This is a genomic window from Symbiobacterium sp., from assembly GCF_040797425.1.
GTDB lineage: Bacteria > Bacillota > Sulfobacillia > Symbiobacteriales > Symbiobacteriaceae > Symbiobacterium.
In genome coordinates, this window is sequence record NZ_JBFNEH010000001.1 from 1 (window position 1) to 13,937 (window position 13,937).

The following is a 13,937-nucleotide window of genomic DNA, read 5'->3' on the forward strand; positions in this document are numbered from 1 at the left end:
CCCAGCACCAGGAGAATCAGCGGGGCCAGCTTGAAGAGCATGGCCAGACCCCAGATTACGGTGCGCAGGGCGAGGCCGGCGACGGCGAGCAGGGCGAAGAGAACGGCGGCGGCGTACGCCGCCCGGCCGAGCCAGCCGGCCTTCACCGCCAGGGCGAGCCCCGCGGCGATCAGCAGGAAGAGCCAGGCGCCGGACATGGTGAAGCGGAACAGGGCCAGGAGGCCGATGAGGATCAGGATGATGCCGATGAGCTTTTCCATGGTTGCGATCACCCCTTCGTAAAGGGAGACGCGAGAATGGCAAGGTCAGGTTCGTGCGGAAGCGAAAGGGGGCCATCGGCCCCCTCATGCTTCTATGTTGCGCGGAATATTCAACCTCTGCGCGGCAAGCAGGAGATCCTGTGCCAGGCGATCAAGGAATGCGAGCGAGTAAAGCCCGTCGATGCGGTTCGTTTCCCAGAGCTGATACACCCGTTCGAGGTCACGCCTGCGCGACAGCCAGCCGATTCCGTCGAAAACGGCATACACGAACTGGGTCGGGAGGCGCTTGTTCGCCATGTCCTCGATTTCCCTGACCGCATCTCCCTGCTTACTGCCCGTGGAGTTGTTGCCCTTCAGGGCGATGACGATTTGGGCTTCCCGGCCGCCGGCCGGTATGGCCAGATCACACGGCGCATCCTGGTTCCCCAGGCCGACGAACCGACACCGCATCTGGTACCTGAAACCAAGTGACTTGACGAGTGCTTCAACCTCGTCCTCAAGATTGCGCCCCTGGTGCACCGCCTTGGAACCGGTGCGACGAGACCAGAGACTCCTCTCCGCAAGGACATCGGCGAAGGTCCATCGGGTATTGAGTTGCGTTCGGACCTTCTCAACGAGGCCGAACGCCCGATCAAACTCAGCCACAAGTTCATCGGGGCGCTTCCGGGCCAGTGTGATCCACCCAGATGTTCCAAACCGATACTTTAGCTGATTCTTCAACTGCTCCTGCCCCAGGCCCACACAAGAGACGAGGGCCGGAAACGCCTCGGGATGCTCGCAGACGAACTGGGCAAGGCTCTCACGAGAAATCTGGCCGATCGCGCGCAGCCCCTTTACGACCTTGTCCATCTCATCTTTCAAGGCTGGGTCTTCACGCACGACTCCACCGAGGTCGGTCAGAGACTCGAAGAACTCGTCGAACGGGATCGCGGCCACTTGCATCACCTTGCCACGAATATGTACTCGTTGACCTTTCGGCGCTGCGCTGCTTCGTGGGTACCGAACGTATACACGTGGGGCACTGAATAGACGGTAACCTCGCTCTTCTCACCACGGAGCATGCGATAGAGTTCATGCTCGTCGGGGACGGAGTTGCTGCTGTATGAGAGTACGATGATACTCTTGCGGAAGCGGTTGAAGAGTTCACGCAGGGCGTGCCGGACCTTGGTCTTGTAGGCAAACGGGGTGAACCGCTTGGGGATTTTCTTGGTCTTGGTGTTCTGCATGATGGTCAGGCCCCTCCAATAAACGGAGAGACCCTCTAGAAAATGGTATCTCTTGATATAGTCAGCGTCATCTGACGGAGGGGCGTAAGGCGGATCGAAATAGACGAGGTCGTAGCCATCGGGGTCGAGGAGGAGCGCGTCCTGGCACATGACCCGATTTGCACGGCCATTATCGAACACGGCGGCATTGTATTCTGTTACAGCCTCCAAGAAGAGGTCCCGGAGTGGCATCCGTAGCTGGCGTCTGCCATCGTCGTAACGGAAGCTGGTAACTGTAAACACGCCCCGAGGCTGCTTGCGCGCAGCAGCGAGGCAGAGGGCTGCGATGGCAACGTCTCGCTTATAGGGGGGGAGGCCGTCGATGTGAGACCAGGCGGCATCGAGAAAAGCGAGGTCATCAGCGGGGAAGTACAGACCCTGAAACGTCTCCGATATGAAGTCGCGACCGTCAGCGGACGGCGACAGGATCAGCTCAAGGTCAGCCTCTGACAGAGTGACACCCGGGTTCTCAATGACCGCGCGCGCCACCGTCGCTGGCCAGTTGAGGAAATCATTGGCCGTGACCTGCTTGCCCATTTCCTTGAGCGCATAGGAAACGACACCGCTGCCACAAAAGGCATCGAGAGCGGTGTCGAAATGCAGGCCGTTAAAAACTTGGACCAGGTACGGTACAACCCGATACTTGCTCCCCATGTATCGCAGACGCGGGTAAGCTAATGTGCGCTGCAAGCTGATCCTGTATTCCGCGAGTGGTTCGGCCGCGAGCATGGTGGCCACGGAGATCACCCTCCTACATACAAATGTTCGCTCTGAGCGGGCCGAAATCCTTCCCCGTGGGATAAAGAGGTTTCGCAAGTGCACCGGCGTTCGGACGGTTGCGCAGGAGAGCTACCCCCAGAAGCTACATGGCCACTGTGCGGCGCCATAGGCGCCGTTCAGTGGCCAGAAACGATATACGTCAACGAACTACACGGAGAACCAAAATCCCGCCGATGATCGCGAACATCGTACCAGTGCCCAGGCGGAGGACGCGAACCGGGACGTGGCAGAGGAGGTTGTCGCCCGCCACCACGATGAGCAGATACGCGAAAACGGCCACTGGGAACTGCCCAGTTTTGTTACATCAGGCCAGTCGATCAAGATTGCAGATTTTCATATAGTTCGTCGACAGATCGTACGGCTTCATATGCTGCGCCGAAATGAACGTGAGGTTTCAGGGCACAGATTCGCTTGGCCCGTTGCTCTTGGGACAGGCTCGGGTCCATTTTTCGCACGTAAAGGGCCGTCGCCAATCGTTCGAGTTCTGCAACTCCCTTGTCGCCAAAGTACGTCGCGACAAGGCTAATCTCCCGATCATATTGTTCCGTCAAGTTCGCGAACCTCGCAGCCAACTTGCGCCCTGACTCAGAAGGATATAGGCTTGGCCCATATGGGTAAGGCCGCGGCCTTAACTCCAGCACTCCATCTGCACGAAGTGATGTGAGTTCATCTCGGAGTTCAAAAGAAAACGGGCCGTGTTTATAAAGCACAAATTCGTATCCCAACGAGACTCCAAACATCTCTTGCAGAAAATATGTAGCCTTCTGAAGGTGGGTTTCTCCGCACCAGCTACCGTGCTTGATAAGCTTCTCAGCCAGAGTGGCCAACAGAGCCGCTCGCTCCAGCCTTCTCATTCCGCCTCCCCCTCGTATGGAAACTGTATGAGCTTCTCTCGGTTGTTTCGTAACCAACGTTCAGCTTCCACGAGCTTGTCTGGATCAACGAAAACGTAGTCAATAGCATATACGGGCAGACCCCGTAGCACCGGTGACAGTGAGAAAGCTGACACAATCATGTTCGGGTAGATTAGTACCGGAAAGTCAGGTGCACTACCCTTTTGTGTGTATTGATCATGTCGGACCGCATTCGAACCAAATTCCTTGACAGCCGCAGAATACACAGCCCTACCGGCTTCAGGGTTGATTTCAACGTCCCCTGGATGACGGCGGTACAACACCCTAAAGTGTTTCCGCTGTACAATTCGCATCGCAGGATCATGACCAGGCGCCTGTGCGTCCTCGGCTGCCTTCCTAATGGCACTAATGACCTCGTTATCTGTCATGAGAAGATGTTGATCGAGATCTGTTGAAAACCTGCCATTAGGAAGCCATTCTCTAAGAAAATCCTTCAGATGTATGTCATAAATACGCCGCACCGGGTGCAGGTAGACCTGCGAGTACATAAAATACCTGGCAAGGAGTAGGGCCTCAGCTGACTGAAGGCCACCTTCTTCGACCCCCAGTGCTGGCTCAGGTATACCTGTTTGATCATCTGTCGGCGTCGAAGGGAGAAGTCGAAGGGTATCTATTAGGCGGAAATGATCGAATCGGCCGTATGCCACACCTGCATGATAAGAGTCTCTCAGTAGATAGTCCATCCGGTCTGCACCGAACGCATCGCCCACGATAATCTCAGACAGAATTGCCTCCCAGTTAGTGAACTGTTGCTCAGGGTATTTCCTTGGGCCGACTGCGATTTTCGCAACATCCTCAGCACGCAGAGGCGGAGTCATGTGTTGCCAGATTTCACGCATTTCTTCGCTGAGGATGAGCTCCTTGGTCAAGCGTTCGTGGTCCCACCCCCCAGGTAAGAGCTCCTTTTCAGCGGCGTGGGAGAAGGGAAGGTGCCCAATATCGTGGCACAGAGCCGCCATTCGTACCACTCTACGCCAATAGGGAAGCTGATGAGTTTGTGTTATTTCTGGCAGAATTTCCCTTATCTCGTCAGTTACATTAGCAGGATGGGTCACAACGTCAAAAATGCGACTTGCCAACTCCATTACGCCAAGAGAATGCTCAAACCTTCTGTGTGTAGCACCTGGGTAGACCAGGTATGACATTGCCAGTTGATGAATGTAGCGCAGTCGCTGAAACGGTCTAGAATCTAGCACTCTCCTTTCGTCTGAATCCAGACGTATGAAATTATGAATGGGATCGCGAATCTCGTGTGTTTGCTTCGCCAACACTGTCCCCCCTCTCCCATACATGCGTTCGCCGAACCCATAGAAAAACCTGCCGACGCTGCGGCAGATTTTGCTGTACATAAGGAGGTGCCGACTTTTGCCTTCTGACTACTGCGATACCAACGAAGTCACCTAATGGCACGGAGCACCAGCATCCCGCCAACAAACATGAACATCGTCCCGGTGGCGAGGCGGATGACGCGGACCGGAACGTGGCGAAGGAGGCTGTCGCCCGCCACCACGGCGAGGAGGGACGACGCGACCAGCGCCGCCGCGGCGCCCAGGAAGATCATGTGCGGGGCCTTGGAGCGAGCCGAGAGGGACATGACCATCAGTTGGGTCTTGTCGCCAAGTTCGGCGAGGAAGATAACGAGGAAGGTCGCGAGCGCGGACTTCCATTCCAATGCAGGCTCCCCCCTGTGCGCCCGTGGACGGGCTCATAGGAGGATATGGGGGGAGGGGCGGGGACATGTCAACCACTGCCCGCGGAAGCGCGCGGCGATGAGGGGATGAGGCGATTAGTGAGCAAGGATCACCAGCGTGGCCAGATTGTAGCTCTCATTCGCCCTCAGCCAGTCGGCCATTCGTTGCACCGTGTCTCCACCGTGCTGAACCTTGCGCGCCTCGCACTGCGCCACACGTACCGCCAGCTCGGGCGTGATCTCATGATGGATTCCGCTCAGACCGATCAACTGGAAAACGAACAGGGCGAAAGTCAACACAAGCCGCGCATACGAATCGAACGGTCCTGGTCTCAACGGCAGGCCGATTCGATAAGCCTCGTGTACGAGGTAGTTCTCCAGAATGTAGCTGTAAGACCGCTCGAACGACGCCCAGTAGTGCTCACGGAGACTTCTGACTCGTGCAGCCAGCTCGGCTACGGGCATCTTATCAACGTACTGAATGCCGGCGAGGAACTCGTCAACCAGTTGGCGCTGCCGTGGCAGCAAGGACCCGTGGTAGCCGGATATCAGCAGGGCTGTCAACATGGCCATCTGGAGCCGGTCATGCCTCTCATCGTATGACACGGGATGTTTCAGTGCTCCGCTGGCCGCAAGACGGGCAAATCGTTCTACGATGCCCAGAACATCTGCCTCTCGCCGATCTGTCCCCAGTCCTTCCAGTTCCCTACAAAGCAATCCAAGACCGATGAGTCTTTCGGAGACATTGTACCGGCGGTCCTGTAAGACTTGAATCGCAGGTAATCGCGCCGGCCAGAGGTCACCGTTCTGCTTAACCTCACCTATTAATTGCGCAAAAACGTCTGTCCATTTGTTGGACGGTATCATCAAACTCGATTCCATCAGGGTCCAAGAGGGCCAGCCGGGCAATTTCAGGGTACGACAGCGTTGTCGTCAGCTCCAAAACTCCGCCGAGACGTTTGTAACCACGTGGGTAGGTAGCGCAGACGTACGAGAGGGCTTGCGCTCCCATGTCCAGTTGAACGCCGCAGAAACCCTCTTCTGTGAGAAATGGACACTTTTTCTCGCTGCCCAGCTTGATGTAAGCCCACTGGGCTGGACTTGGATTCTCATGGTTTCGCACCAGGTGCTTCCGAAATGCCGACCTCCACTTGGGGAGGTTAACAGCCCGATAGGTGTGGTACGTGATTCTATCGATGTCCACCCGCCATCCCCGACAACACATGTCCTCGCAGTTGCAGGCAATGAACGAGAAGCGCCGCATGTAACTCGGGTCCAGCAGCCTCTGCATCAGCGAGCCCGTCGTACCCCCCATCGTGCCAGACTCCTTCCGCGTACCGCTTAGCTAGCAACGTATCGTGCAGAAACCTGGAAGCCCCCTATTCTTTCCGCGCAACGATGATGGTCACCCGGTCGGAAGCCGCCTGGCTATCACCGTAGCCGAAATAGACGAAGTTGCCGCCGGGGATGCCCCAGTTCTCCGTGAAGTAGCGCACTACGGCTCCGGCCCGGAGGGCGGCCAGTTCGAAGGCTTCGGCACTGCCAGCGTCCTGGGTCGTATCCGCGGTTCCGGTGACCATGATGGGCAGTTCGACGTCCGCCAACTTGGCGGCAATCTCATCCAACGTGGTGTACGCTTCGGGGCGAATCTGGTACTCGCCGGGGTTGAACAGTAAACTGCCGGCCACGCTGAGCACGATGCCGCGTTCTTCCAGGGCGACAGAGAGCAAGCCGCTCTTCACACCGGGCATGCCGCGGAAGACGTCGGCCACCTCCTGCATCGGGTCCACCGCCTCAGGCGGGGACGGCACCTGTTCCGGTGCGCTCTCCACGACAGCAGGCTCGGAAACCGGCTCTTCCTCCACTGGCGGGACCTCGACCTCCGTCACCGGTTCCGGCACCCATTCGGTTTCGGGCGCGATCTCCACGGGCTCCGCCGCGGGCGCCGCGATGAGGTACGCCGGCCAGTCGGGTACGTCTTCCAGACTCCGGAAGCGTTCAAGCGAAGTGATGGGCGCCTGGATATTGGACTGGCTTCGACCCGAGATCGCGAGGAAACCGCCTCCTGACGCACCGAGAACCTGGTTCAAGGAGCGAGCGAGGCGCTCATACTTCACCGTGTCGACGCGGGTGAAGGAGAACATGACCACAAACACGATGAACATGAGCGTCATGAAGTCAGCGTAGGAGACCATCCAGCGGTTGACGCCACTCGCCGGGCCGTGGCCCCCGCCCCCTCCGCCCTGCTCTTCCTGCGGTGGCTTCATCGTCCGGGCCATTCAGCTACGCCCCCTCCTGTGCGGGAGCGCCCGCGGCGGAACGCGCACGGCTGCCGCCGGAGTTGGGCAGGTAGATCGACAGCTTCTCCCGCAAGTTTCGGGGGTTTTCTCCGGCCTGAATGCCTTCGATCCCCACGATGATCATCTGGTTGAAATGCCGCTCCTGCTTCGCAATCGACTTAATCTTGGAGCCCATGGGCAGAAAGAAGAGGTTCGCCGAACCGAGGCCGTAGAGAGTCGCCAGGAAGGCGACCGCGATGGAGGGGCCGAGGTTATCCACGTCGCTCAGGTTGCCCATGATGGTGACCAGGGCCATGACGGTGCCCATGATGCCGAGGGTGGGCGCGTAGCCCCCTGCGGTCTCAAAGACCCCGGCGCTCCGGTTGATCTGGTTCACCTGCTCCTCGCTGAGCGCCTCCATCACCTCGACCACCTGCTCCGGATCTGCGCCGTCCACGGCCATGGTGAGCCCCCGCTTCACCACGGGGTTCACGGCCTGTTCGGCGTCCTCCTGCAGCGAGAGCAGACCGTTGCGGCGGGCCTTCTCGGCCAGGCCGACGAGGAAGTCGATCATCCCCTGGTAGTCGCGCTTCGGCGGCGAGAAGGCCATCTTCAGACCCCGGGGAACCTCCTTCAGGTCCTCGGTCGAATGGGAGATGATCGTGGCGCCGATGGAGCCGCCGATGACGATCAGGGCGGCGCTCTTGCCGAGCAGTGAGCCCAGGGTCACATCCTCCAGGTATGCGCCGATGCCGATGGCGAATATCGCGAACAGCAACCCGCCGATCGTTGCGAGGTCCAAGAGACTCCCTCCTCAGTGCCCGCTTGCTGCAAAGGCGCCGTCCCCCCGTCCGGGGGGACGGCGTCCCCGGTGTGCGCTATAGCGGCGCTTACCGCAGCAGCGACAGGATGGACTGGGTGGACATGTTGGCCTGGGCCAGCATCGCGGTTGAGGCCTGCTGCAGGATCTGGTACTTGGTGAAGGTGGCCATCTCCTGCGCCATGTCGACGTCGCGGATGCGGCTCTCGGCGGCGGTCAGGTTCTCGGACTGGATGCGCAGCGTCTGGATCGCGCTCTCGAGCCGGTTCTGATAGGAGCCGAGGGTAGCGCGAGCCCCGCTGATGGTCTCCAGGGCCTTGTCGAGCGACGTGATGGCCGAGCGTGCATTCTCAGCCGTATCGATGCTCAGGACATCGATTCCCAGGGCAGTGGCGTCCAGCGCTTCCATGTTGACGGTAAGCTTGTCGTGCCCACCAGCGCCGACACCGGCCTGCAGCTCAATCATACGAGTGCCCGCGACCGTGATGGTGATGGAGCCCACCTCATCACCCGCATTCAGGTCGGTGGCATCGAAGTTGGAGGCATCAAAGATTGCACCCTGAACAACGTTGCCGTCAGCGTCCTCGATCTGGAACTGGTGGTTGCCACCAGCATCCGTCCCGAGGTAGACTACGGTGTACTCTCCGTCTGCGTACTCCTTCGTCTGGTCCAGGGTAATCGCAAGATGCCTGCCCTTCACGTCGTCGCTAGCGGTAACAAAGGCCGCCCTATTGAGCAGTCTCTGCTCGTTGAACGTAGTGGTCACCGCGGTGCGGGAGACCTCTTCCTGAAGCTGGGCGAACTCCTTCTGCAGCTGCCCGCGGTCTTCCGGGGTGAGCGTCCCGTTGGCCGCCTGAACCGCCAGCTCACGCATGCGCTGCACCATGTTCTGAATCTGGGTAGCGCCGCCCTCAGCGGTCTGGATCAACGAGATGCCGTCCTGCGCGTTGCGTACGGCCATGTTCAGACCCCGGATCTGGGCCCGCATCTTCTCGGAAACCGCCAGGCCGGCGGCGTCGTCGGCCGCCCGGTTCACCCGATAACCCGAGGAGAGCTTCTCCAGGGACTTGGTCATGGCCTCGTTGTTGACGGTCAGGGCCCGCCACGCATTCAGCGCGGCCATGTTCGTGTTGATACGCACGTCAGCAGCCTCCTTGCTTTCCCAAGCGTAGGTCTATCCGTAGACCCAAGAAACCTGGTTGACGTAACTACCGAAGAAGCGACAGGATGCTCTGAGTGGACATGTTGGCCTGGGCCAGCATGGCGGTCGACGCCTGCTGCAGGATCTGGTACTTGGTGAAGGTGGCCATCTCCTGCGCCATGTCGACGTCGCGGATGCGGCTCTCGGCGGCGGTCAGGTTCTCGGACTGGATGCGCAGCGTCTGGATCGCGCTCTCGAGCCGGTTCTGATAGGAGCCGAGGGTAGCGCGAGCCCCGCTGATGGTCTCCAGGGCCTTGTCGAGCGACGTGATGGCCGAGCGTGCATTCTCAGCCGTATCGATGCTCAGGACATCGATTCCCAGGGCAGTGGCGTCCAGCGCTTCCATGTTGACGGTAAGCTTGTCGTGCCCACCAGCGCCGACACCGGCCTGCAGCTCAATCATACGAGTGCCCGCGACCGTGATGGTGATGGAGCCCACCTCATCACCCGCATTCAGGTCGGTGGCATCGAAGTTGGAGGCATCAAAGATTGCACCCTGAACAACGTTGCCGTCAGCGTCCTCGATCTGGAACTGGTGGTTGCCACCAGCATCCGTCCCGAGGTAGACTACGGTGTACTCTCCGTCTGCGTACTCCTTCGTCTGGTCCAGGGTAATCGCAAGATGCCTGCCCTTCACGTCGTCGCTAGCGGTAACAAAGGCCGCCCTATTGAGCAGTCTCTGCTCGTTGAACGTAGTGGTCACCGCGGTGCGGGAGACCTCTTCCTGAAGCTGGGCGAACTCCTTCTGCAGCTGCCCGCGGTCTTCCGGGGTGAGCGTCCCGTTGGCCGCCTGAACCGCCAGCTCACGCATGCGCTGCACCATGTTCTGAATCTGGGTAGCGCCGCCCTCAGCGGTCTGGATCATCGAGATGCCGTCCTGCGCGTTGCGCACGGCCATGTTGAGGCCGCGGATCTGCGCCCGCATCTTCTCCGAGACCGCCAGGCCGGCGGCGTCGTCGGCCGCCCGGTTCACCCGGTAGCCCGAGGAAAGCTTCTCCAGGGACTTGGTCATCGCCTCGTTGTTGACCGTCAGCGCCCGCCACGCGTTCAGCGCGGCCATGTTGGTGTTGATACGCACGTTAAGTAGCCTCCCTGCTCTTATTGTGCTCTGCCCAGCCAGATGGGCGGCGTCATCCCTGCCGGCCGGTCCAGTTGCCCCCATCTGGTTGGACAATATATGAATGGGTATATGTTGACCTGGACTTAACGGTAACCTGACCTTTTCCTCTCCGGATCTCCCCGGATTTTGCGTTCTTCCGCCGAAAAGCTTCCGATTCCGCGTTCCTCAACCTATCGCCGCTGGTCGAGCAGGCGGCCCCGCCTGCCGGCGTCCATCACTTGGCGGGAACGGCGAGCAGTGGCCTTCACAGCCTCCACTTCCTGCAGACGCCGCCGCAGTTCGCCCATTGCCCTGTCCAAGGCGTCCTCCAGCGCCCTCTGCTGTGCCACCAGGGCCTCCAGCACGTCCCGCAGCGCCTCCTGGTCGCCCGGGCGAAACAGGGCGACGGCGGCCCGCACTGCCGCGTCCCGCCGGTCGACAAGTTGCTGGATGCGCTCCGCCGGTGCCTCGGCGGCCGGTGCGCGGAGAAGGTCGAGCAGCTCCGCCCCCGCGGCCAGGGCCTCGTCGTAGGCGGCCCTCAAATCCGCGTGCCTATCCACTGGCCCGAACCCCGCGCTGAGCGCGGACCTGCCGGGCCGCCTCGGCCCAGGCGCCAGCCATATCCCCCACGGTGGCGGAGACCTCCCGGAAGGCGTTGACGTCCCTGTGAATCAGTCCCTGGCTCAGGCGCCAGGACCAGTAGTCGTACAGCCGGGCCAGGTTCTGGGCGATCTCTCCTGCTTCGAAGTTGAGCGATGCGGAGAGTTCAGCAAAGATCTGCTGCGCCTTGCCAACGTTGTGGCTCACGCCGGCGTAGTCGTGCGCTTCGAGGGCCTGCGCCGCCCTGTCGATGAACCGCTGCGCCCCCTCGTACAGCAGGACGATCTGCTCCTCCGGCGTGACCGTGTTCACCTGGTACGACTTGTACTGGTTGAGTCCGTTCACTGTTTCACCCCCGGCCGCCTGCCTACTGCGACTGGAACATGCCGCCGAACAGTTGCATCATGAAGTAGTTGCCCTGGCTCTGCAGCTTCGCCATGACCTCTTCCATCTGCTGGAACTGCCGGCGCAGGGTCTGCTCGCGCAGCTCCAGTTGGTACTCGAGCCGCTCGATCGTCTCCGTGATTCGGTTGATCTGTTTGGTCAGGCTCTCATCCCGAACCTTGAACGGGCCCTCCTGGCTGTCCAGCAGCGTCTTGATATAGGCGTTCATCTCCGCGATCGGCCCGGTCTCGGCGTTGAACAGCTTGGCCACAGCCTCCGGGTCCCGTTCGATCGCAGCCTTGAGCTTCGTCTCGTCGACCACGATCTTGCCGTAGTCGGCCGAGCCGTAGGCCCCGTAGCCAATGCCCACCTGGCTGAGCATGTTCAGCGTTTCAGGCAGGCTTTCAACCTTCCTGGAGAGCAGATCGCGCAGGTTGAACTGGATGCTGCGCACGAGACTGTCGCCGTTGAGGATGCCTGCGGTCTTCTTCTCGCTGTCGTACGCGCTCAGCGTCTTCAGCTGATCCTGCAGCGTGTTGAGCGCAGACACCCAGTCCTTCACCGCCTGAACCACCTTGCCGGCGTCCATATCCACCGTGACCGTCACGGCCTCGGAACTGGGCTTCTTCACCGTGATGGTGATGCCCGGCAAGATATTGCTGAACGTGTTGGTAGAACTCGTGTAGGGTTTGGGATCGCCGTTCAGCTCGATCTCGGCGTCCTGTGCGGCAGAGATGGTGTGGCGGAACTCCCCTTCAGCATCGGCAACGAGTTCCAGATCCTGCAGCGTGGCGCCGCCGTCCAGCTGCGACAGCTGGATCCGGTGCGCCGCACCGGATTTGGTGCTCGTCAACACGATGCGGTACTGGTCGTTCCCCGCCGACACCACGTGGGCCGTGACACCGGCGTTGAGCCGGTTGATCTTGGCTGCCAGGGTGCTGAGCGTATCCTCCGCCTCGACCTCGATCACGTTGGCCGGATCATCCCCGATCTGGAACCTGCCGGCGGACAACGTGTCTTCCAGGCCCATTGCCCTGCTCGCGACCATATGGCTCTGAGCCAGCTTGTTCACCTTGATCGTGTAGCTGGTCTGGGCAGCCCCCGGCTCGGCAGTAACCGAGAGGACGGAGTCGTCGCTCACCGTCACCTTGCGGGACCGGAAAATCGTGGGGAGGCGCAGCGGATCCAGCTTGTCCTGGACCTTCTGGATCAAGGAGCGCACGTCGCGCCACGCCTTCTGCTTCTGCTGCAGCTCGACCTGCTGGTTCTCCTGCCGGTAGATACGGGTCCGCTCCAGTTCCATCAATGCGGAGATGAGCGTCTCGGTATCGGTGCCGGAGATGAGCCCGCCGAGTCGCATGCTGCTCACCCGACCACCCCCTTACACCTTCTCGTCGATCAGGAGCCCGAGGGAACGCTCCATCGACCGCAGCGCCTCCAGGAGCCGCTCCGGTGGGAACTCTGTCAGCACCTCGTCAGTGGTCTTGTCGATCACCCGGATGATGATCCGGTTCCCCTCGAACACCTTGAACTCCACGGCCTTGTTGAATAGCTCTGCCGCGGCGTTCATCTTCTCGGCCAGTCCTTCAGCCTCTTCCTTCGTAAGCGGCTGCGTCTTCGGCTGCTCCTCCTGCGCCTGCGGCTGCCCCGCGGCCACTTTCTCCTGCGGGGTCACCGGGCGCTCCGGCGCCGGGCGCGCAGCGCTGACGGGCGGTGTCACGTTCATCTCCGTACGCCCCCTCGGAAGGAGATTACCGGAACATGTAGTCCATCAGCGTCTTCGGCAGGGCCATGGCAAAGGCCGACAGCGCCACCTGGTAGGCCTGCTGGGCCTGCGTCATCTGCATCACCGCATCGGCGATATCGCCGCCGCTGATCTCCCCCAGCCGCTCCTCCACCGTGATCAAGCCGTCCCGGGAGTAGCCCTCGAACTGCTCCACCTGCTGGTAAGCCAGCCCCACCTCGGAGCGCCGGGCCAGCAGGACATCCGCGGCGTCCTTGACCTTGCCCAGGAGTTCGCCCGTTACCCGAGAGACGTTGCCCGCCCGGATCTCCGCCGCCGCCTCCGTCAGGGTGGCGATGATCCCATCCGGCAGCTGATCGCCGGGCACGTTGATCGTGACCTTGTACCCGGGGGCGATCTCCCGTTCGATCTTGTGGCTGCTGCCCTGATACGTCACGCCGCCTGCACCGTCGTCCACGAAGGGCACCTGATCTGTCGCCCATCCGGCGAAGAGATAGCGACCGCGGTGCTGGGCGTTCATCTCCCGCTTGATGGCATCCCGGAGCGCCTCGATCTGCAGGGCCAGATTCTGCTTGGCCGACGGCTCCTGGTTAGCCGGCGAGCCGAACTGGATCATCGTCTCCTGCGCCGCCTGCAGGTCCTCCGCCATGGCCGTCAGGCTCGTCTCGGCGATGGAGAGCCACTCCTTGGCGTCCGTGGCGGCTCGCTGCGCCCGCTCCAGCTTCACCTTCATCGCCGTGAGGTCGATGGCCTCGACCATCCGCTGCGGGTCGTCAGACGGGCGCTCCAGCGAGCGGCCGTATACCTTCTTCTGCGCCTTGGCGTACTGCGAACGGAGGTCGTCCAGTTCCCGCACGGCCGTGTTCAGCAACATCCAGTTGGTCACTCGCATGCGATCACC

The 13,937-nt window shown here is 60.8% G+C and carries 17 protein-coding genes; all 17 read right to left on the minus strand.

The genetic code is table 11. From position 1 onward, the window contains the following. Positions 1–260 (minus strand): hypothetical protein (locus tag AB2385_RS00005; protein WP_367652846.1); only part of this gene is annotated, 260 nt, incomplete at its 3' end. A gap of 84 nt (positions 261–344) precedes the next feature. Next, entirely contained in the window at positions 345–1,202 is an 858-nt protein-coding gene (locus AB2385_RS00010) for a hypothetical protein (RefSeq protein ID WP_367652847.1), read from the minus strand. Next, on the minus strand, positions 1,202–2,254 hold the full coding sequence (locus AB2385_RS00015; protein WP_367652993.1) for a DNA adenine methylase: 1,053 nt from the start codon (positions 2,252–2,254) through the stop codon (positions 1,202–1,204). The genes AB2385_RS00010 and AB2385_RS00015 overlap by 1 nt, the downstream gene beginning before the upstream one ends. A gap of 368 nt (positions 2,255–2,622) precedes the next feature. Continuing rightward, positions 2,623–3,159, minus strand: coding sequence for a hypothetical protein (locus AB2385_RS00020; RefSeq protein WP_367652848.1), 537 nt, complete (start codon positions 3,157–3,159; stop codon positions 2,623–2,625). Next, complete coding sequence (locus tag AB2385_RS00025; RefSeq protein WP_367652849.1) at positions 3,156–4,568, minus strand: HD domain-containing protein; 1,413 nt, start codon at positions 4,566–4,568, stop codon at positions 3,156–3,158. Before AB2385_RS00025 ends, AB2385_RS00020 begins: the two co-directional genes overlap by 4 nt. Before the next feature lie 47 nt (positions 4,569–4,615). After that, entirely contained in the window at positions 4,616–4,891 is a 276-nt protein-coding gene (locus AB2385_RS00030; RefSeq protein ID WP_367652850.1) for a TMEM165/GDT1 family protein, read from the minus strand. Between the two features lie 114 nt (positions 4,892–5,005). Continuing rightward, positions 5,006–5,482: a hypothetical protein gene (locus tag AB2385_RS00035; RefSeq protein ID WP_367652851.1), complete on the minus strand. Its 477-nt coding sequence runs from the start codon at positions 5,480–5,482 to the stop codon at positions 5,006–5,008. Between the two features lie 244 nt (positions 5,483–5,726). Then, positions 5,727–6,224 (minus strand): flagellin lysine-N-methylase, encoded by a 498-nt coding sequence (gene fliB / locus AB2385_RS00040; RefSeq protein ID WP_367652852.1) that lies wholly within the window; start codon positions 6,222–6,224, stop codon positions 5,727–5,729. A gap of 64 nt (positions 6,225–6,288) precedes the next feature. After that, positions 6,289–7,188 carry a flagellar motor protein MotB gene (locus tag AB2385_RS00045; RefSeq protein WP_367652853.1) on the minus strand — a complete coding sequence of 300 codons (900 nt, stop codon included), beginning with the start codon at positions 7,186–7,188 and terminating at the stop codon, positions 6,289–6,291. Positions 7,189–7,192: 4 nt separating this feature from the next. Continuing rightward, positions 7,193–7,990, minus strand: a complete 798-nt coding sequence (locus tag AB2385_RS00050; protein ID WP_367652854.1) for a flagellar motor protein — start codon at positions 7,988–7,990, stop codon at positions 7,193–7,195. An 88-nt stretch (positions 7,991–8,078) separates the two neighbouring features. Continuing rightward, the gene (locus AB2385_RS00055; protein ID WP_367652855.1) at positions 8,079–9,149 is read right to left on the minus strand and encodes a flagellin; all 1,071 of its coding nucleotides are present in this window, start codon (positions 9,147–9,149) and stop codon (positions 8,079–8,081) included. A 67-nt stretch (positions 9,150–9,216) separates the two neighbouring features. Then, positions 9,217–10,287: a flagellin gene (locus AB2385_RS00060; RefSeq protein ID WP_367652856.1), complete on the minus strand. Its 1,071-nt coding sequence runs from the start codon at positions 10,285–10,287 to the stop codon at positions 9,217–9,219. A 212-nt stretch (positions 10,288–10,499) separates the two neighbouring features. Continuing rightward, positions 10,500–10,868 carry a hypothetical protein gene (locus AB2385_RS00065; RefSeq protein ID WP_367652857.1) on the minus strand — a complete coding sequence of 123 codons (369 nt, stop codon included), beginning with the start codon at positions 10,866–10,868 and terminating at the stop codon, positions 10,500–10,502. Continuing rightward, entirely contained in the window at positions 10,861–11,253 is a 393-nt protein-coding gene (gene fliS, locus AB2385_RS00070; protein WP_367652858.1) for a flagellar export chaperone FliS, read from the minus strand. The genes AB2385_RS00065 and fliS overlap by 8 nt, the downstream gene beginning before the upstream one ends. 22 nt (positions 11,254–11,275) lie before the next feature. Next, the gene (fliD, locus tag AB2385_RS00075) at positions 11,276–12,652 is read right to left on the minus strand and encodes a flagellar filament capping protein FliD (RefSeq protein ID WP_367652994.1); all 1,377 of its coding nucleotides are present in this window, start codon (positions 12,650–12,652) and stop codon (positions 11,276–11,278) included. A gap of 21 nt (positions 12,653–12,673) precedes the next feature. Then, positions 12,674–13,018 (minus strand): flagellar protein FlaG, encoded by a 345-nt coding sequence (locus AB2385_RS00080; RefSeq protein ID WP_367652859.1) that lies wholly within the window; start codon positions 13,016–13,018, stop codon positions 12,674–12,676. 25 nt (positions 13,019–13,043) lie between these two features. Continuing rightward, a complete protein-coding gene (locus AB2385_RS00085) occupies positions 13,044–13,928 on the minus strand; it encodes a hypothetical protein (protein ID WP_367652860.1) in 885 nt (294 codons plus the stop codon). Positions 13,929–13,937 lie beyond the last annotated feature (9 nt).

What these genes read in the sequence shown, in the direction of transcription:
- AB2385_RS00010 (WP_367652847.1), bottom strand. Translation starts at nt 1,202, where the DNA reads ATGCAAGTGGCCGCGATCCCGTTCGACGAGTTCTTCGAGTCTCTGACC.
- AB2385_RS00015 (WP_367652993.1), bottom strand. Translation starts at nt 2,254, where the DNA reads ATGCTCGCGGCCGAACCACTCGCGGAATACAGGATCAGCTTGCAGCGC.
- AB2385_RS00020 (WP_367652848.1), bottom strand. Translation starts at nt 3,159, where the DNA reads ATGAGAAGGCTGGAGCGAGCGGCTCTGTTGGCCACTCTGGCTGAGAAG.
- AB2385_RS00025 (WP_367652849.1), bottom strand. Translation starts at nt 4,568, where the DNA reads ATGTACAGCAAAATCTGCCGCAGCGTCGGCAGGTTTTTCTATGGGTTC.
- AB2385_RS00035 (WP_367652851.1), bottom strand. Translation starts at nt 5,482, where the DNA reads ATGGCCATGTTGACAGCCCTGCTGATATCCGGCTACCACGGGTCCTTG.
- fliB (WP_367652852.1), bottom strand. Translation starts at nt 6,224, where the DNA reads ATGGGGGGTACGACGGGCTCGCTGATGCAGAGGCTGCTGGACCCGAGT.
- AB2385_RS00045 (WP_367652853.1), bottom strand. Translation starts at nt 7,188, where the DNA reads ATGGCCCGGACGATGAAGCCACCGCAGGAAGAGCAGGGCGGAGGGGGC.
- fliD (WP_367652994.1), bottom strand. Translation starts at nt 12,652, where the DNA reads ATGCGACTCGGCGGGCTCATCTCCGGCACCGATACCGAGACGCTCATC.
- AB2385_RS00080 (WP_367652859.1), bottom strand. Translation starts at nt 13,018, where the DNA reads ATGAACGTGACACCGCCCGTCAGCGCTGCGCGCCCGGCGCCGGAGCGC.
- AB2385_RS00085 (WP_367652860.1), bottom strand. Translation starts at nt 13,928, where the DNA reads ATGCGAGTGACCAACTGGATGTTGCTGAACACGGCCGTGCGGGAACTG.